Here is a 15,831-nt window from a genome sequence, read left to right on the forward strand (position 1 = left end):
TAGTACAATAGCAAAATTAACCAATAAGTATTTTTTCCTATTGACATGATAGCGGCTCAATTTCCCTGGCTTACCGCAATTGTCCTATTTCCACTTTTAGCATCCTTTGTCATTCCTGTATTGCCTGATAAAGACGGCAAACTTGTCAGATGGTATGCACTGGGCGTAGGTATTGCTGACTTTATTTTGATGTGTTATGCCTTTTGGAAACATTACGATGCTAGTAATGCGGGTTTTCAACTGGTAGAAAATTATGTCTGGATGCCTCAGATAGGACTAAACTGGGCAGTTTCTGTGGATGGGATTTCCGCCCCACTGGTACTTTTGGCGGGATTTGTGACCACACTGGCGATTTTTTCAGCTTGGCAAGTTGACCGCAGACCAAAGCTGTTCTATTTTCTCATGCTTGTGTTGTATTCTGCACAGGTTGGGGTATTTGTTGCCCAAGACTTGCTGTTATTTTTCATTATGTGGGAAGTCGAATTAATCCCCGTATATTTACTAGTTTGTATTTGGGGTGGACAACGACGACGCTACGCAGCTACAAAATTCTTACTTTATACCGCAGCAGCTTCTATATTTATCTTGGTGGCAGCCCTAGCAATGGGGCTATATGGCGGCGGAAATGTCACTTTTGATATTGCAGAACTCGCACAAAAAGAATATCCCCTCACTCTGCAACTGCTACTATATGCTGGGTTGTTAATTGCCTTTGGCGTAAAATTGGCGATTTTCCCCTTGCATACTTGGCTACCTGATGCCCACGGTGAAGCATCTTCTCCCGTATCCATGATTTTGGCGGGTGTGTTGTTGAAAATGGGTGGATATGGACTAATTCGCCTGAATCTTGACCTACTTGCCGATGCTCATTTTTACTTTGCCCCCGTTCTCGTCATTCTCGGTGTTGTCAATATTATCTATGGTGCGTTAAATTCCTTTGCTCAAACGAATATGAAACGACGTTTGGCTTATTCGTCCATTTCCCACATGGGTTTTGTATTAATAGGAATTGCCTCTTTCACCGATTTGGGTATCAACGGGGCAATGTTGCAAATGATCTCCCATGGTTTAATTGCTTCCGTGTTATTCTTTTTGGCTGGTGTAACTTATGACCGTTCCCGCACAATGGTCATGTTAGAAATGGGTGGGATTGGTCAAGCTATGCCCAAAGTATTTGCTCTATTTACAATGGGGGCAATGGCATCTTTGGCTTTACCGGGAATGAGTGGCTTTGTCGGTGAACTTTCGGTGTTTGTCGGGATAACTACTAGCGATGTTTATACTTCCACATTCTGCACCGTTACAGTTTTCCTAGCGGCTGTGGGAGTTATTCTCACACCTATTTATCTCCTTTCTATGCTGCGTCAAGTATTTTACGGTTCTGGTGCGGCACTGATCTGCGATATTAACAATGCTGGGTTGGAAAATCAAGAAGACGAAGGAACGGCTTGTTTTGGTACAGATTGCCTTTTACCAACGGAAACGGTATATACTGATGCCAGACCCCGTGAAGTGTTTATTGCTGCCTGTTTTCTGGTGCTGATTATTGGCATTGGTTTCTACCCCAAAGTAGCCATGCAAATGTATGATGCGAAAACTGTAGCTGTCAATGCTCATGTTCGCCAATCTTATACGATTATTTCCCAAACCAATCCTCGTGTTTATGCTAGTGGATTATTAAATCCGCAGATTCCAGCAACTCAGTTAACTCCTGTTTTGGGAACTTTAAAATAGGTAACTGCCGACTAACAGAAAGTATGGAGAATATATCCTCTAGCGTTAGTTGGGGGATTTTTTCTTCTGCTTTTTGAATGGTTATCGCGTGACTGACTTTATCTATAGGACAAAGAGAGTTAAGATACACAAGGTTTCCCAACTTTTTCTATAGAATTATTGCACTAATTAAACTCATGAATGCTGTTCCCTTAATTCGCTTCACATTTTTATCACTCATAGCAGTTTTGGGTCTGCTGTCACCTGCCTATGCTCAGGGAAAAAAGTTATCAAATCCTGTTAATCAAGCCAAACCCGCTAATCAAACCAAACCTACGGAACAACCAAAACCTATTAATACGGATCAGCCTAATACCCTCAGCCCCACAGGAATAAGTAATAATCTTTTAAGTATAGAGGGAGGCGATCGCTTGATCAAAGAATCAGCCCAAGCAGTTGCTAGTCAAGATTACCCTCTGGCTGCCAAAAAACTCCAAGAGGCCCGCCAAGTTTATAATCAATTATCAAGCTTTTATCAAGACCTAAATTCTAGTTTTGCAGGTATTGACATTCGTACCGCCGATTCCCACCGCAAGAATGCTTTAGCAACTGCCCAAAAGCGAGATGAAGCCACCTATCAGTTAGCCTTAGTGCATAGAGCGCAAAATCAGCCAGAATTAGCCATCCCTTTGCTAGTGCAAATCATTAAAAGTCAAAACCCCACCAGAGAATTAGGCACAAAAGCATACCAACAATTATTTGAATTAGGTTTTGTAGATGCCCCCTTTCCGCGTCAAGGTAAAAAATAATCGGCAAATGCTAACAGGCAACAGCCAACCGCGACATATCTGTTAATAATAGAGAAGTAAGTTTTTTCAGGAATTGCGGTCAGTAACCCAGCCCTAAAGGGACTGAGATTGTAAGAAATTGCAAGCTGTACTGACCAGACCACCCTAAGCGTAGTCTAAGGGTAGCCGTTATTTGAGTCACGACACCTCGGAATGCGTAGCTAGTTCCCCGCTCTGTCGCTTGTGATTAAACAGTTCTAAGGTCACTGGAACAGTGTTGCAAGTCTAACAAGCTCTTATAACAGGTCGAAGCTAACATTACCCCAGAAATGGGAGGCTCTTCGGAGCAACACATTATGCGTACAGAGTTGGGAAATTTGAATCGGTAATTGTCCCGTTGAAAGTACATTACAAAAGTACACCGAATTTACCAACTCCAAGGCGGTAATGGAAAAATATTCAAGGCGGTTAAAACCGCACGAGCGGTCACTGAGCTTGTCGATAGCGAAGCGTGGCGTAAGCCATAGTGTCGTTTCCCTCTCAGCACTGAAGTGTCTGAGTTTCCCACTTACCGGGTATTTTTATGATAAGTCCGCAACAGGTAGAGACAATGATCAAGGCACAAATGCCAGATGCCCAAGTGCAAGTACAAGACTTGACAGGTGGTGGTGATCACTATCAGGTAACAGTAGTTTCATCGCAGTTTGCAGATAAAGGAATGGTGCAACAACACCAACTAGTTTATGGCGCATTGCAACAAGCTATATCCAGCGAAGCGATTCATGCTTTAGCACTTAAAACCTACACTCCCGAAGCTTGGCAAGCAACAAACTAATTTTAGATTGAGGATTTTGCATTGAGAAAACAAAATCTAAGATCGTATCAACTCTTGAATTTCAGTAACATAAGGAAATAACTAATCATGACCCCAGAACTTAAAGAAAGAATTGATACTTTGGTAGAAGAAAACAAAATTATGGTTTTCATGAAGGGCAATAAATTAATGCCCCAATGTGGTTTCTCTAATAACGTTGTCCAAATTCTCAATACCTTAGGAGTTCCCTTTGAAACCCTTGACATACTTGCAGATCCAGAAATTCGTCAAGGCATCAAAGAGTATTCCAACTGGCCAACAATTCCCCAAGTATACATTAATGGTCAATTCGTTGGCGGTTCTGATATTTTGATTGAAATGTACAACAAAGGTGAATTACAAGAATTGGTAGAAGTAACACTAGCTTCTTAATATCAACTACAAGATCCCCGACTTCTTAAAGAAGTCGGGGATCTGATCCTTATTAATATTACATTATTGATTACTAATATTTTTTACCCAAACTATGAATAATAAAACAAAGATAGAAGATTGTGGTTATACGTTTATAGGTTCAGCCGTTGATAATTTAGTTCGCCATCTTGAAGGTCAATCATCCCTACAATTATATCCTGAATTTCGAGAACGACGAGAGCGTGCCAATGAATTATTATTTGATTTAGTTGGTAAACAACCTGGCTTGTTTTATATTCGTCGTCAAGGAACTGCAAAAGAACCAGGAGAAGAGATTTGGGAACTAACTATAGCCACAGATCAAGAAAACTTTCAACTACCAAAAAAACTGAAAAAGCTAGGAAAAACTTTAGCATTTAAAGCTGCCATTCGTCAAGATGGACATGGCGGATTTAAAATTTTATCAGCTTATTTATTACATGAATTGCGGGGAAATATTGACGGCTATGCTTTACCCTATTGGTTGCGACTAAGTCCCAATCATCAACATCGTTTGGATATTCCCAAACCATTATTGGCAAAAATTAAAAATATGCCAATTTGCGGAAATCATGTCCCCACAGAAGATCAACTTAAAGCCTGGAAAGCATTTTTAAAAGTTGAAGAACGCATTGCTAAATCCCGGCAATTTTGTGTATCTTTCCGAATTTCTCATCATGGCTCAAATTCTCGACAAATCGCTTTAGAAGTTAAAGTTAATTCAGCTACCCTTAACGGTTCTGAAGAGAATATTTTAGGTGTAGAAAACTTTTGGGAACGGGTAAGAAAAGCTAAAAATCAAGAAGTTAACTTTTTAGATTCCGTACCCACAGACAGAAATCGTCGTCACAGTCGTCAATTAGGAACTATTGAAAAAATTGATCAAAAACATAATTTTATTCATGTTCGATTAGAACGAGAAATCATCGAATATATAGCCAAAGGTAATTATCAACTTCCCAAGAATGGTTACTTATTTTTTGATGCTGCTGGAGACATCAAACAAATTGAACGGAAAGAAAAAGCCTTAGAACAATTAAAACAAGGACGCACTCAAAACCCCTATTTAGGTAACTTTCTCTTTGACGCTTCCCAAGCCAGACCGATTATCAAAAGGATTAAACTTAACTCAAAAGACTTATTATTATCTTCTGCAAATGCTGGACAAAAAGCCGCAGTTGAAAAAGTCCTGTCCGCAGAAGATTTAGTGCTGATTCAAGGACCACCAGGTACAGGAAAAACTACCGTAATTGCGGAAATTTGCTATCAAGTAGCTTTGCGCGGGGGACGCACATTAATTACCTCACAAGCTAATTTAGCCGTTGATAACGCCCTCAGTCGCTTAGTTCACAATCCCGTTATTCGTGCTATTAGAAAGGGACGAGCCGAAAAAGTTGGGGAAGAAGGACAGCCATTTCTAGAAGATCAAGTAATTGGTACATGGCTACAAAATACCGCTACTGACTGTGAAAATAATCTCAGTCAACGTCACGAAAATATTAGAATTATCAATCAATTATTACCATTATCACCACGATTTACAGACTATTTTCTGGCAGAACAAGAAGTAAATCAGCACCAGAATGAACTCAAAAATGAAAAAGATAATTTAGAAACAAGTTATCAAAATCAAGGAATTGAATATAATCAAACTTTAGTAACTAAAAAAGAAATTGAATTATTAATTACTGGGTTAGAAAATATTCTCAAAGATGCCACAAATATAGATTGGGAATCTTCAGAAATCAACAGTTTTTTACCACAAATTAAACCTTATACAGAAAATAATCAAGAAGTACAGAATTTTCGAGAAAATGTGCGTCAAGCTATTAAATGTATTGAAGAACTTGGTTTTACTCGTCCGGGATTTGGTGCATTTGGGTTAGCAGTTTGGTTGCAGAAAAATATCACAACTCATATTTCTGCATTTAAACCGGGATTAAAAGATGCTAATGATGTCGGTTTAGCTATTTCGGAAGTAGCAAAATTAGTTTATATTTTCCAGCAGCATTCTGTATCTTTGGAGAAATTAGAAACAGATCATCAAAATTGTCATAACCAAAACGATTTACGGACAACAATTCAAATTTGGGAAAATCGCAAACGGGAAATTGATTATATTATTGAAGCCATTGTTGAATGGAAATCTACAGCTTACAATAACTTATATCAAGCATTGAAAGAATGTCAAGAATCTGATTTTGAATTAACAGAAAGTATGGTAGGTTTACCATTAGGTTTATTGATGTTTGCCAAAACATTAAAATTAACTATTGTTCCTAAAAATTATCAAATCAGTTTACCAGATTGGGGAGTATTAACAAAAGCCATATCTTATGAAATAGCGGGTAACTTTACCGATAAAAAAGGTAAAAAACATGATTTTAGTTATTTTTTACAAGAAAGTTTTAGTCAAATTCCTATAGTTTTATCAAAAATTGATCAAATTCAATGGCAAACAACCTATCAAAAATTCCAAAATTATCAACTCCTCAATCCTAAACAGCGAAAATTGCTAGTTGAAAACACTCAAGTCTTTTTAATTAGATTGGAAAAAACCTATGGTAAGTCCTTTGAATGGAATAACATTGAAGCTACTCTTACCCGCATTACCCAAGAATTACTAGATATTATCTTAGTTCATGCGCGTCAATGTGTTTTAAGAGTTAAAACTGAAGCTGAACAACAATTAGAAATTTTACAACAGCAATTTCAGGAACTTCCAGAAAATGAAATTTCATCAGCACAAATATCTGAAGCTAAATCTCAGGTAAAGAAAACTAAAGAAGCTGCTAATTTAAAACTTGCAGAAGTTATCAATAACTTACAAGCACTTCATAAACAGCAAAATATCCCCCTACCACTACGGATTTTAGCAGAAAAATATCTGACTAGACAAGCAAATATTTGGGAAAAATCCCAGGAATTTTCCCAACAAGTCAAGTTTTGGGAAAATCGTATTAATGAAATGGAAACTCTGATTTTATCATTAGCACCTTTTACTGTTTTAGAAACAATTAAAGACTCTTTAAATCAAGAGTTCACAAATTTTCAAGCAGAAGCTGATATTTATCAACAAGAACTTGCAGAATTACAAATAAAAATATCTGACTTAGAACAGAAATCACAATTACAGTTATCAGCTAGTTTAATTAGCGAACGGCATTGGTGGCAGTCAATTTGGCAAACAATCCCAGATAAATTAAAACCAGAATTATCTAATAATGATTTATTAGATTTAGGATCTTTATGCAATATTCAAAATAAATTTAAGTCATGGAAACGACAGCTAAAAAGTGAAGAAAATTATTTGCACAAATATCAAAATTTTGTGCAAGATTGGGTTGCAAAACTTCGTCAACCCTCAGAACAAGATAGTAAAGACCTCAGAGGGATTTATTTAGATAATGCTAACGTTGTTGGTATTACTTGTGTTCAAGCTGCAAATTATAATTTCTCAGAAGAATTTCAATCTTTTGATGTTGTGATTATTGATGAAGTTAGTAAATGCACTCCTCCAGAGTTACTAATTCCGGCTTTGAAAGGTAAAAAATTAGTCATGGTAGGAGATCATCGGCAATTACCACCTATGCTTGATACTAGCACTGTGGAAGAAGTTGCGAAAACAATGGGGAATACGAGGGAAGAATTACAATTTTTAGAAGAATCATTATTTAAAAGTCAGTTTGAAACCGCTGATAAAAGCATTAAAAAAATGCTAAATACTCAATATCGAATGCACCCGATGATTATGGGCGCAATTAATCAATTTTATCATGGTAAATTGGAATGTGGGATTTTAGAACCTGACACAAAACGCGCTCATAATTTAGCAGGGGAAATTATTCAATCTTACCATCATCTCTGCTGGGTAAAAATGCCCAGAGAAAATGAATTTCAAGAAGAACGCAATGGAACTTCATTTTTGAATATTAAAGAAGTTGATGTGATTGAAAGTATCTGTCACCAATTTGAGCAGGTTTGGGTGCATAAAGTAGCAAATGGAGAACCAAAAAAAGAAATAGCTGTAATTACATTTTATGGCGCTCAATTAAGAAAAATTGATGAACGCTTACAATCTGAACTTTTCCCTTCTTTGCAAATTAGAACAGGTACAGTGGATAGATTTCAAGGTATGGAAAGACCGGTGGTAATTGTGAGTATGGTAAGGAACAATCAGCAAGGAGATGTGGGATTTGCCAATAAACCAGAACGGGTGAATGTGGCTTTTTCCCGCGCACAAGAATTATTAGTAATTGTTGGTTGTCATGATTTATTTACAACTAAACCCGGTACAGTAGGTAATATGTATTCTGAAGTTGCCAAAACTGTTAATTCTCATGGAGGTTTTATTGATGTTTCCTGTTTCTGTAATTAAACCAATTGATGAAAATCTAAAATATATAGTTGAGAAAATTGAAACTGAAACTGCTGGTTTAACAGTTTTAGCAGCGCGTCAATTTGGCTATACTGTAATTCAAAATTCTTTAGAATTAACCATTAAAGAACCCCGCAAATTTAATGTTTTAGAAGAGTTTATTATTCGTGCTGCTATGGAGTTTAATCCTCCTCCTACAGCTAATGATTTAGCATCTATCTTAGGGCTGGATTCTGTATTTGTTAAAAGTACCATTGCTAATTTGCAATCTTTACAAACCCTAGCAGATACACCTCAAATTACTGTCACAGCAGAGGGGAGTTTATTTTATGCACAGGGTTCTGTCCCTAAACCTCCATACTCTGTGTCAATTTATGCGATTACTGATAATTTAGCAGGGAAAATTACATTTCAATATGAATCATTGGAAGATGTTGTAATTAAGCAGCCAGATTTAGCCGAATTTGTGAATATAGAAGCGAAAATTCCCGCAATTTCTAGTTTACAACTTGCAGATATTCAGGAAATTATTCAATCTTCTAATTTACCTCTTCATGTTCCAGCAGAAGGTAAATTTGTGACTGATTTTAAAGTCAAAGGGATTACACAAACTATGGATAAAAATATCTCTCTGTTTGTGATTTATGATGGAAATCAAGATAAATTAAATATTCAAATCAGAAGTGGTCAGGAAATTTTAGAAGTTGCTACACAGAAGATTGAAGAATTGTACAATTCAGAAAAGATATCTCTAGAGGAATTGTGTCAATTATCTCAAGAAATTATTAATCAGAACTGAAAGGTTAAATGTAAATTCAAAATTTATGTAAATAATAATGTTTTATTAACCTGTCTTTAAACATAAAAGGTTGACGAATAAACAAAAAAATTCCCCTTGTTGATGTAAAACTAAGGGGTTTGATTTCATATCAATTGCAGTATTTCCCAAATTTCGTCCCCTATACCCCATTGACGAATGCAAAAATCGTGCTATAATTGTCGGCGGTAATAGGCTAATCAGCAAAATCAGATAGCACCTTTAGTAGTAGCCATGTTGTTTTTCAGGTTCCGGCTGAACCATTGCGAAGTTAGATACGTCATGTAAATAACGGCTGGCTTCCTCTTCTAAGCGATGAACCCAATATGGTTCCATGATGTTACTATGTCGAAGTGCGGCAAGGTATCCATCCAAATACATCCGCATATCATCCATACGATAACCGCGATTCCATAATTCGACGAAGGCGTCGGTAAGTCTTTGGTAGTAGCGGATGGCTTGTGTGTCTTGGAGCATAACTGCTTTATTAATCTCTTTGCAATGAGAATTGTAGATGATGATTCACGCTTAATGAAGTATCACTTCCCTCTTCTGTATTAACTCATCAGTTAATATTTTCACCTTGGGTGAGACCCCCCAGCAGCTAAAAACTTAATTAGATCCTAACGCCAAAAAATTGGAAATATGGTGATTTTGTCAGGTATTTTTACGATTTTTTGTCAAAAATTTGATCTGATAGCTTGGACTTAGCTATCTATTTGTAACCACAAAGGGTAATTGATTTTTATCCAATTTTTTAGCCGTTTCTCACCGGGAATACAAATCTAGCTATTAGTGCATAAATTTGTAAAATCAAGTTTGAGAATTTGTTAGCTGTTTCCGGGATAAGTAACTACCTGTCTCTCCCTTTGGTTGTAATCAGGTGTGATTTTTGTGCTACTCCCTTTGGTAAATGATTGTTCTATTGAGTTTACCATATCTCTTCAGGAGTAGGACAGATTGCCAAAAATAAACTTTAATGATAGGAGTCAAGAATTAGGAGTCAAGAATTAGGAGTCAGGAGTCACCGAGTCACCGAGTCAGGAGTCACCGAGTCACCGAGTCAGGAGTCACCGAGTCAGGAGGAATAAAAAGAAGAAGAAAGGAAAGAAGAGAAGAAAGTAATAGGGTTGTATGGCTGTTGGAAGTAAATTTTGTAGTTGATTCTAGTTCATAACGCTACAAGTGATAGAAAAGTAATTTTATTTACCTATTTCCGTTGTCCAATGGATATAATGTAAACGTAATAAAAATTTAATAAAGCTACTAGCTTGGCTGCAAATAAAGTAAAAAATAAATTTTCTGCAAGGTTTTTTGAGGGAAATATGAAGAATATGTCTATTGAAGTAACAAAAACTACAAAACCTTAACCATGAGATTGTTAATTTGAGATTCATCAACGCTAAGGGGTCTTACCACTGTGGGTTCGGTTTGTATAGAAATTGTTGAGGGGAATCCCCATCTGAGGTCGTTGTTGGGTTGGCACTTGCAACAACTAGAATACCGAGTTCATCAAGCTGCCAGTATTTATCAAGCAAAAGAAGTGTTTATCAGCCATCAACCCACTCTAGTCATTCTAGATGCGGATTTGTCAGATGGTGATGGGGTGGAGTTTTGCCGCTGGTTACATCGTCAACAACAGCCTTTAATTCTCATGTTATCTGCTCGTACTAATGAAGCCGATATTGTAGCAGGATTAAAAGCGGGGGCGGATGATTATTTGAGCAAACCTTTTGGAATGCAAGAATTTTTGGCTAGGGTTGAGGCAATTATCCGCCGTAACCGGACACCTACTGCACCGGCTTATTTAGATTATGGCAGTTTGCAAATTGATTTAGTCCAGCGTCGGGTGCGTTTTCAAGGGGAGTTTATTGATTTAACGCCCCAGGAATTCAGTTTATTGTACGTTTTAGCACAAGCTGGAGGAGTCCCTTTAAGTAGATCGGAATTATTACGTCGTGCTTGGCCTGATGCTATTGATAACCCCCGCACTATTGATACTCATGTTTTATCGTTGCGGAAAAAGGTGGAACTTGATCCCCGTCAACCCAGTTTAATTCAAACTATCCGCAATGTTGGATATCGGTTTAACATGGAAATTTTGAATGTCAACATTCCGCAAACACACACAAAATTACCAAAAGAGAGATTTACTAATCAACTTCCTGTACTAACTACTCAAAGCTCTTAAAACGGGGAACAGGGAACAGATAATGAGTTAAGTCCATTCTGCTAGTGCTTGAGTTTCGGCTTGCTTGAGGCTGGCTGCTAAGTTGTCCCAGTCTGTATCAGCGGCAGGTTGATTGAGAACTATTTGACCTTGCTGAAGATGTAACAGGTGGGTACAAAATGCTTGAGCTAAATCAATTTGGCGATTTACCATTAAAATTGCCGAGGAATGGGGTTGATTTAGGTGAGTGAGTACACTTATTAAATGAGTGGATGTGGGAGTGTCTAAGGCTGATGTAGGCTCATCTAGGAGTAAAATCTGGGGTTCGGTAACTAGGGCGCGAGCGATCGCAATTAACTGTCTTTGTCCAGCAGCAAGTTGTACCTCGGTTCGTCCTAACCATTGTTCAGGAATTTGCAGTTTTTCTTGCCAATAACTGACTTTTTCCTGAATAGTTTGCTTAGGTACACCGCGCAGAATTAAAGGATAAGCTAAGGCTTCCCCAACTGTCATCCCCAGCAGCTTAGATTCTTGTTGGACAAGCATTACCTGTTGACGCAGTTGGATAACGGGAATTTGGCGATATTCCTGATTTTTGAGATAAATTTTCCCGCCGGTGGGTTCGTTTAGGCGGTTAATGAGGCGTAATAAGGAAGTTTTACCAGCACCAGATTCACCAATAATTACCAAGCGATCGCCTGGTGATACATCAAAGGTAATATCCTGTAAAATCGGGTATTGGTGTTGATGTTGTAAACGTTTATAAAAATTAACAGATTCTAGCCTGAGCATAGGGAATAGGTGAAAATTGTCAATTATCAACCATAGAACAAATCAGAGAAAACGCACAATATCCCTGACTTCTTCAAGAACTCAGGGATCTGCATATTCCTATTTCAAAATATTTCTTAAAAGTCAGAAATTAAACTAGGATAATTGATCACAAATACATCCCTGCTTCCCAATTCTGGATTTTGGGGTTTTATGGGAGTGGTAAAATGAAAAAATTGATGTTCATTTACTAAAATTATTTCTCCAGGTTGCAAAACTTTGTTAAAAACTGGCTTTTCCTTTTTAGCAGTGTATAAATGGGTTTCTCCACCTTGAATATTATCTCTTCCTGCGGAAAAAATGCCAATAAAATCGCTACCATCTCGGTGAATACCTTCAGGAGCAGGATTTCCTAAATTAGTTGGTGAACAGGTAGTTCTAATTTGTTGACACTCTCAGCCCTAAAGGGACTGAGATTCTACTGACAGAATAGATTTAGGTAAAACCCAAACCCTAATTCTCGCTGCGTTCGTCAAACAACGCCTACCCAGTAAGCTTAGGTCTATGCCTAAATTGCTGGCTACTTTTTGCAGAATGTTGGCCGCGCCATTTAAATCTGCATTTATTAATGAACCATTACCAGATTTGTACAAACCACGCTTAACACGCTTTCCAGATGCTTTCCACCCGTCTGGTTTTTCACCAAACTTAGGTAGGGAGTCTCCATCTAGAAAACTAGCTTTTGATGTGTATGCTTCTTCGGTTTCTTGAAATCTAATACCGTGTAAATCACAAAGTTGCATTAGCCGGGTTTTGAGTTTACCTAACGGCATTTGGACAAACTTTTGATTATTAATTCTCCCCATATTAGCGTTAGATTTAAACCCATCATTCCAGCCAATAACTAATGTACCAATGCCGTATTTTAAGCAATGATCAATAATTAGTTTTGCAGCTTTATTAATGCCGTCACGCATTTGGTGGTTGCGTTTACGGGTCACACGGTCTAACCAATTATCCCAATAAGCCTCCGGTTTTCCGTCCTTGCGGGTAGATACTTTCTTGTTCCATAATTGATTCATTGCCTTCATCGCCCGGGCATCAATCAATAGTGAATTACCCAATGTATCAACACAAGCAGCTAAATTATCAGCCGTTCCCAAGTCAATAGACAGAGCTTGATTGATGTCTAAAACGTGGTTTTGCTTCTCGACTTCATAAGACATTTCCAGATAAAAAGCCCCGTTCTTAGGTAGGATGGTGAACTCTTTAACCTTTGATATATCTATGTTTAACGGCATTGGTAGGAAAAATTCAGAAATTCCAAACCATCTTTTTACAGTTAGTCCTAACGAAAATCTAAGTTGTCCATTAATTAGAGTTGGTCTTTGTCCACCGCTATTAGGATAGGCAACTTTGAAAAGTTTAGAACCTGTTAGATAGCCGGGAGCTTTCGGTTTAAAAGGTAATTGTCCGTTAAGGAATAAAGAACGTAATCCTTTGAAAGATTTAAAAGCCTCAATCACAGACAATAAAGTTTGTTGTGCCGGTGTAGATGGCATTGATTGAGCGATCATAGTTTTAGCCACTGAAGGTTCATAAGCTAAATCAAACTTACCCGTTAAAAGTTTTCCAGTTTTAAAAAATGTTTGTCTAGCAAAATAAACACCACTGTTATAGAGCTTACCCGACTGTTGACAAAGATATTCTAAAATTGCCTTCATCTCATGATCGGGAGACAACAAAACCTGTTGTACCCCCATGAACTTCTGAACTTTAGGCATTGTTCGGGCTGCAATGTTATGATATTATTATCATAGCATACTAATATTCAATTGTCATCATGTCTAGGAAAAAAGGTACTGTTATTTATTTGTCGGAAGAAGACAAGGCAAAGCTAGAAAAGATTGCCGCAAACTGGGGGGTATCTCAGTCATCGGCTACACAAAGACTGATTAGAGAATACAAACTAGATTAGGAAGGACACGGCGGTTAAAACCGCCCGCGTCGCTTCCCTCTCAGGTCTAAAGACGCTGAGTTTCCCACTTACCGTGAGGTCTTATGATTGATTGGTTATATAAATACCCAAAACTATATCCTGGTATTTTACTCAAACGCTACAAGCGGTTTTTTGCTGATATTCAATTACATTCTGGAGAGGTGATCACAGCACATTGTCCGAATACAGGTCCAATGACGGGAGTTTCTACCATTGGTAGTGCTGTACAAGTTTCCAAAAGTGATAATCTTCAACGCAAATTAGCTTATACCTTAGAGTTAATCCAGGTCAATGATCATGCAACAACTTGGGTAGGTGTAAACACTGCTTTACCTAATCGGGTGATTAAATTGGCTCTACAGCAGCATTTATTCCCAGAATTAAGTGAATATGACCAGGTTAAGGGTGAAGTAGTTTATGGAAAAGATCGGAAAAGTCGGGTGGATTTTTATTTAACGGGAAGTTCTCAACAGCGCCCAATTTATTTAGAGGTAAAAAATACAACTTGGTCACAGGGGAGTTTAGCGTTATTTCCTGACACCGAAACCACCAGAGGACAAAAGCATTTACGGGAATTAATGGAAGTTTTACCCCAAAGTCGATCAGTAATGCTGTATTTTATTAACCGAGGTGATTGTTTAGAGTTTGCACCTGGGGATAGTAAAGATCCTGTATATGGTCGGTTGCTACGGGAAGCAATTCAACTAGGTTTAGAAGTTCTTCCTTGTCGCTTTGATATATCTCCAGAAGGTATCCGTTATTTGGGTTTAGCAACAATGAAAAGCCAATGCAATGACCTTAAAGAGCCAGTTGACACTGTAATATCTTGATCAGAGTTCTCAATAACGGATATTGAAATGCGGTTAGAAACCTTGAGGAGTAGAGGGTGATTGAATGCGAGCATTTGTAACCGGGGGGACAGGCTTTATTGGTTCTCATATAGTGCGATCGCTGTTAGAGTCAAAATACCAAGTTACCGCTTTAGTTCGTCCTAGTAGTAACCTGGGTAATTTACAGGGTTTGGCTGTAGATATTGTCAAAGGTGATTTAAATAACCCAAATATCTGGGAACAGATGCAGGGTTGTCAATATCTTTTTCATGTCGCAGCCCATTATTCCCTGTGGCAAAAAGACCGAGAATTGCTTTATATTCATAATGTTGACGGTACAAGCAACATCTTGGCCGCAGCCGAAAAAGCCGGGATTGAACGCACCGTTTATACTAGTTCCGTTGCAGCTATTGGTGTCGGTAAATTTGGTGAAATTGTGGATGAAACCTATCAAAGTCCGGTAGAGAAATTAGTAGGAGATTACAAAAAATCAAAGTTTCTGGCCGAACAAGTGGCAATATCCGCTGCTAATCAGGGTCAAGATATTGTGATCGTTAATCCTAGTAGCCCTATTGGTCCATTAGATATTAAACCCACTCCTACAGGTGATATTATTCTGCGGTTTTTACGGCGACAAATGCCTGCTTATGTAGATACAGGGTTAAATTTTATAGATGTGCGCGATGTAGCTAAGGGGCATTTATTAGCTTTAGAAAAGGGAAAATCAGGCGATCGCTATATTCTTGGTCATCAAAATCTTCCCCTCAAACAACTCCTAGAGCAACTTTCGCAAATCACTAATTTACCCGCACCGCAAACATCTATACCAGCTTGGATACCCCTAACTGTAGCTTGGATAGACGAAAAAATCCTTGCCCCTCTAGGGAAAACTCCCACAGTTCCCATTGATGGAGTCCGCATGGCACAGCAACCAATGTATTATGATGCTTCTAAGGCTATCCGCGAATTAGGTTTACCTCAGTCCCCTCTGAATGTAGCCCTCAAGGATGCTGTGGATTGGTTTATAGCTCAAGGTTATGTAAATTAGGTGAAAGTGAAAGTTCATTATTTTACCTCTGATTTTGTAAGGGTTTAGCA

General features: G+C 38.0%; 12 protein-coding genes and 1 pseudogene. 9 read left to right on the forward strand and 4 right to left on the reverse strand.

The genetic code is table 11. The features are described 5' to 3' along the window. Nucleotides 1–45 precede the first annotated feature (45 nt). The 6 genes from FJR08_RS01175 to FJR08_RS01200 all read left to right on the forward strand — a co-directional run bounded on the left by FJR08_RS01175 (nt 46) and on the right by FJR08_RS01200 (nt 8,945). Nucleotides 46–1,734, forward strand: coding sequence for an NAD(P)H-quinone oxidoreductase subunit 4 (locus FJR08_RS01175; RefSeq protein ID WP_015083322.1), 1,689 nt, complete (start codon nt 46–48; stop codon nt 1,732–1,734). 167 nt (nt 1,735–1,901) lie between these two features. Then, entirely contained in the window at nt 1,902–2,522 is a 621-nt protein-coding gene (locus FJR08_RS01180; protein WP_371415532.1) for a hypothetical protein, read from the forward strand. Between the two features lie 562 nt (nt 2,523–3,084). Further along, nucleotides 3,085–3,336, forward strand: coding sequence for a BolA family protein (locus tag FJR08_RS01185; protein ID WP_015083324.1), 252 nt, complete (start codon nt 3,085–3,087; stop codon nt 3,334–3,336). Between the two features lie 87 nt (nt 3,337–3,423). After that, nucleotides 3,424–3,747 (forward strand): Grx4 family monothiol glutaredoxin, encoded by a 324-nt coding sequence (grxD, locus tag FJR08_RS01190; RefSeq protein ID WP_168631891.1) that lies wholly within the window; start codon nt 3,424–3,426, stop codon nt 3,745–3,747. Between the two features lie 94 nt (nt 3,748–3,841). Beyond that, nucleotides 3,842–8,146, forward strand: coding sequence for an AAA domain-containing protein (locus tag FJR08_RS01195; protein ID WP_168631892.1), 4,305 nt, complete (start codon nt 3,842–3,844; stop codon nt 8,144–8,146). Beyond that, the gene (locus tag FJR08_RS01200) at nt 8,124–8,945 is read left to right on the forward strand and encodes a hypothetical protein (protein WP_174782945.1); all 822 of its coding nucleotides are present in this window, start codon (nt 8,124–8,126) and stop codon (nt 8,943–8,945) included. Before FJR08_RS01195 ends, FJR08_RS01200 begins: the two co-directional genes overlap by 23 nt. Nucleotides 8,946–9,185: 240 nt before the next feature. Here FJR08_RS01200 and FJR08_RS01205 read toward each other — a convergent pair whose 3' ends face one another. Then, nucleotides 9,186–9,440 (reverse strand): DUF6761 family protein, encoded by a 255-nt coding sequence (locus tag FJR08_RS01205; RefSeq protein WP_168631893.1) that lies wholly within the window; start codon nt 9,438–9,440, stop codon nt 9,186–9,188. Nucleotides 9,441–10,383: 943 nt separating this feature from the next. Here FJR08_RS01205 and FJR08_RS01210 point away from each other — a divergent pair. Continuing rightward, complete coding sequence (locus tag FJR08_RS01210) at nt 10,384–11,154, forward strand: response regulator transcription factor (protein WP_015083329.1); 771 nt, start codon at nt 10,384–10,386, stop codon at nt 11,152–11,154. Between the two features lie 27 nt (nt 11,155–11,181). Here FJR08_RS01210 and FJR08_RS01215 read toward each other — a convergent pair whose 3' ends face one another. From FJR08_RS01215 to FJR08_RS01225, 3 genes and pseudogenes are all read right to left on the reverse strand, one after another. Then, nucleotides 11,182–11,925, reverse strand: coding sequence for an ATP-binding cassette domain-containing protein (locus FJR08_RS01215; RefSeq protein ID WP_168631894.1), 744 nt, complete (start codon nt 11,923–11,925; stop codon nt 11,182–11,184). A 116-nt stretch (nt 11,926–12,041) separates the two neighbouring features. After that, nucleotides 12,042–12,350: pseudogene (locus FJR08_RS01220) on the reverse strand (2OG-Fe dioxygenase family protein); the annotation flags it as partial. A 15-nt stretch (nt 12,351–12,365) separates the two neighbouring features. Further along, the gene (locus tag FJR08_RS01225; RefSeq protein WP_168631948.1) at nt 12,366–13,667 is read right to left on the reverse strand and encodes an RNA-guided endonuclease TnpB family protein; all 1,302 of its coding nucleotides are present in this window, start codon (nt 13,665–13,667) and stop codon (nt 12,366–12,368) included. A gap of 298 nt (nt 13,668–13,965) precedes the next feature. Here FJR08_RS01225 and sfsA point away from each other — a divergent pair, with 298 nt between their 5' ends. Then, nucleotides 13,966–14,733 (forward strand): DNA/RNA nuclease SfsA, encoded by a 768-nt coding sequence (sfsA, locus tag FJR08_RS01230; protein ID WP_015083331.1) that lies wholly within the window; start codon nt 13,966–13,968, stop codon nt 14,731–14,733. Nucleotides 14,734–14,797: 64 nt separating this feature from the next. Then, nucleotides 14,798–15,781 carry a hopanoid-associated sugar epimerase gene (gene hpnA / locus FJR08_RS01235; protein ID WP_168631895.1) on the forward strand — a complete coding sequence of 328 codons (984 nt, stop codon included), beginning with the start codon at nt 14,798–14,800 and terminating at the stop codon, nt 15,779–15,781. Nucleotides 15,782–15,831 lie beyond the last annotated feature (50 nt).

It is taken from the genome of Dolichospermum sp. UHCC 0260 (genome assembly GCF_009711985.1).
GTDB lineage: Bacteria > Cyanobacteriota > Cyanobacteriia > Cyanobacteriales > Nostocaceae > Dolichospermum > Dolichospermum lemmermannii.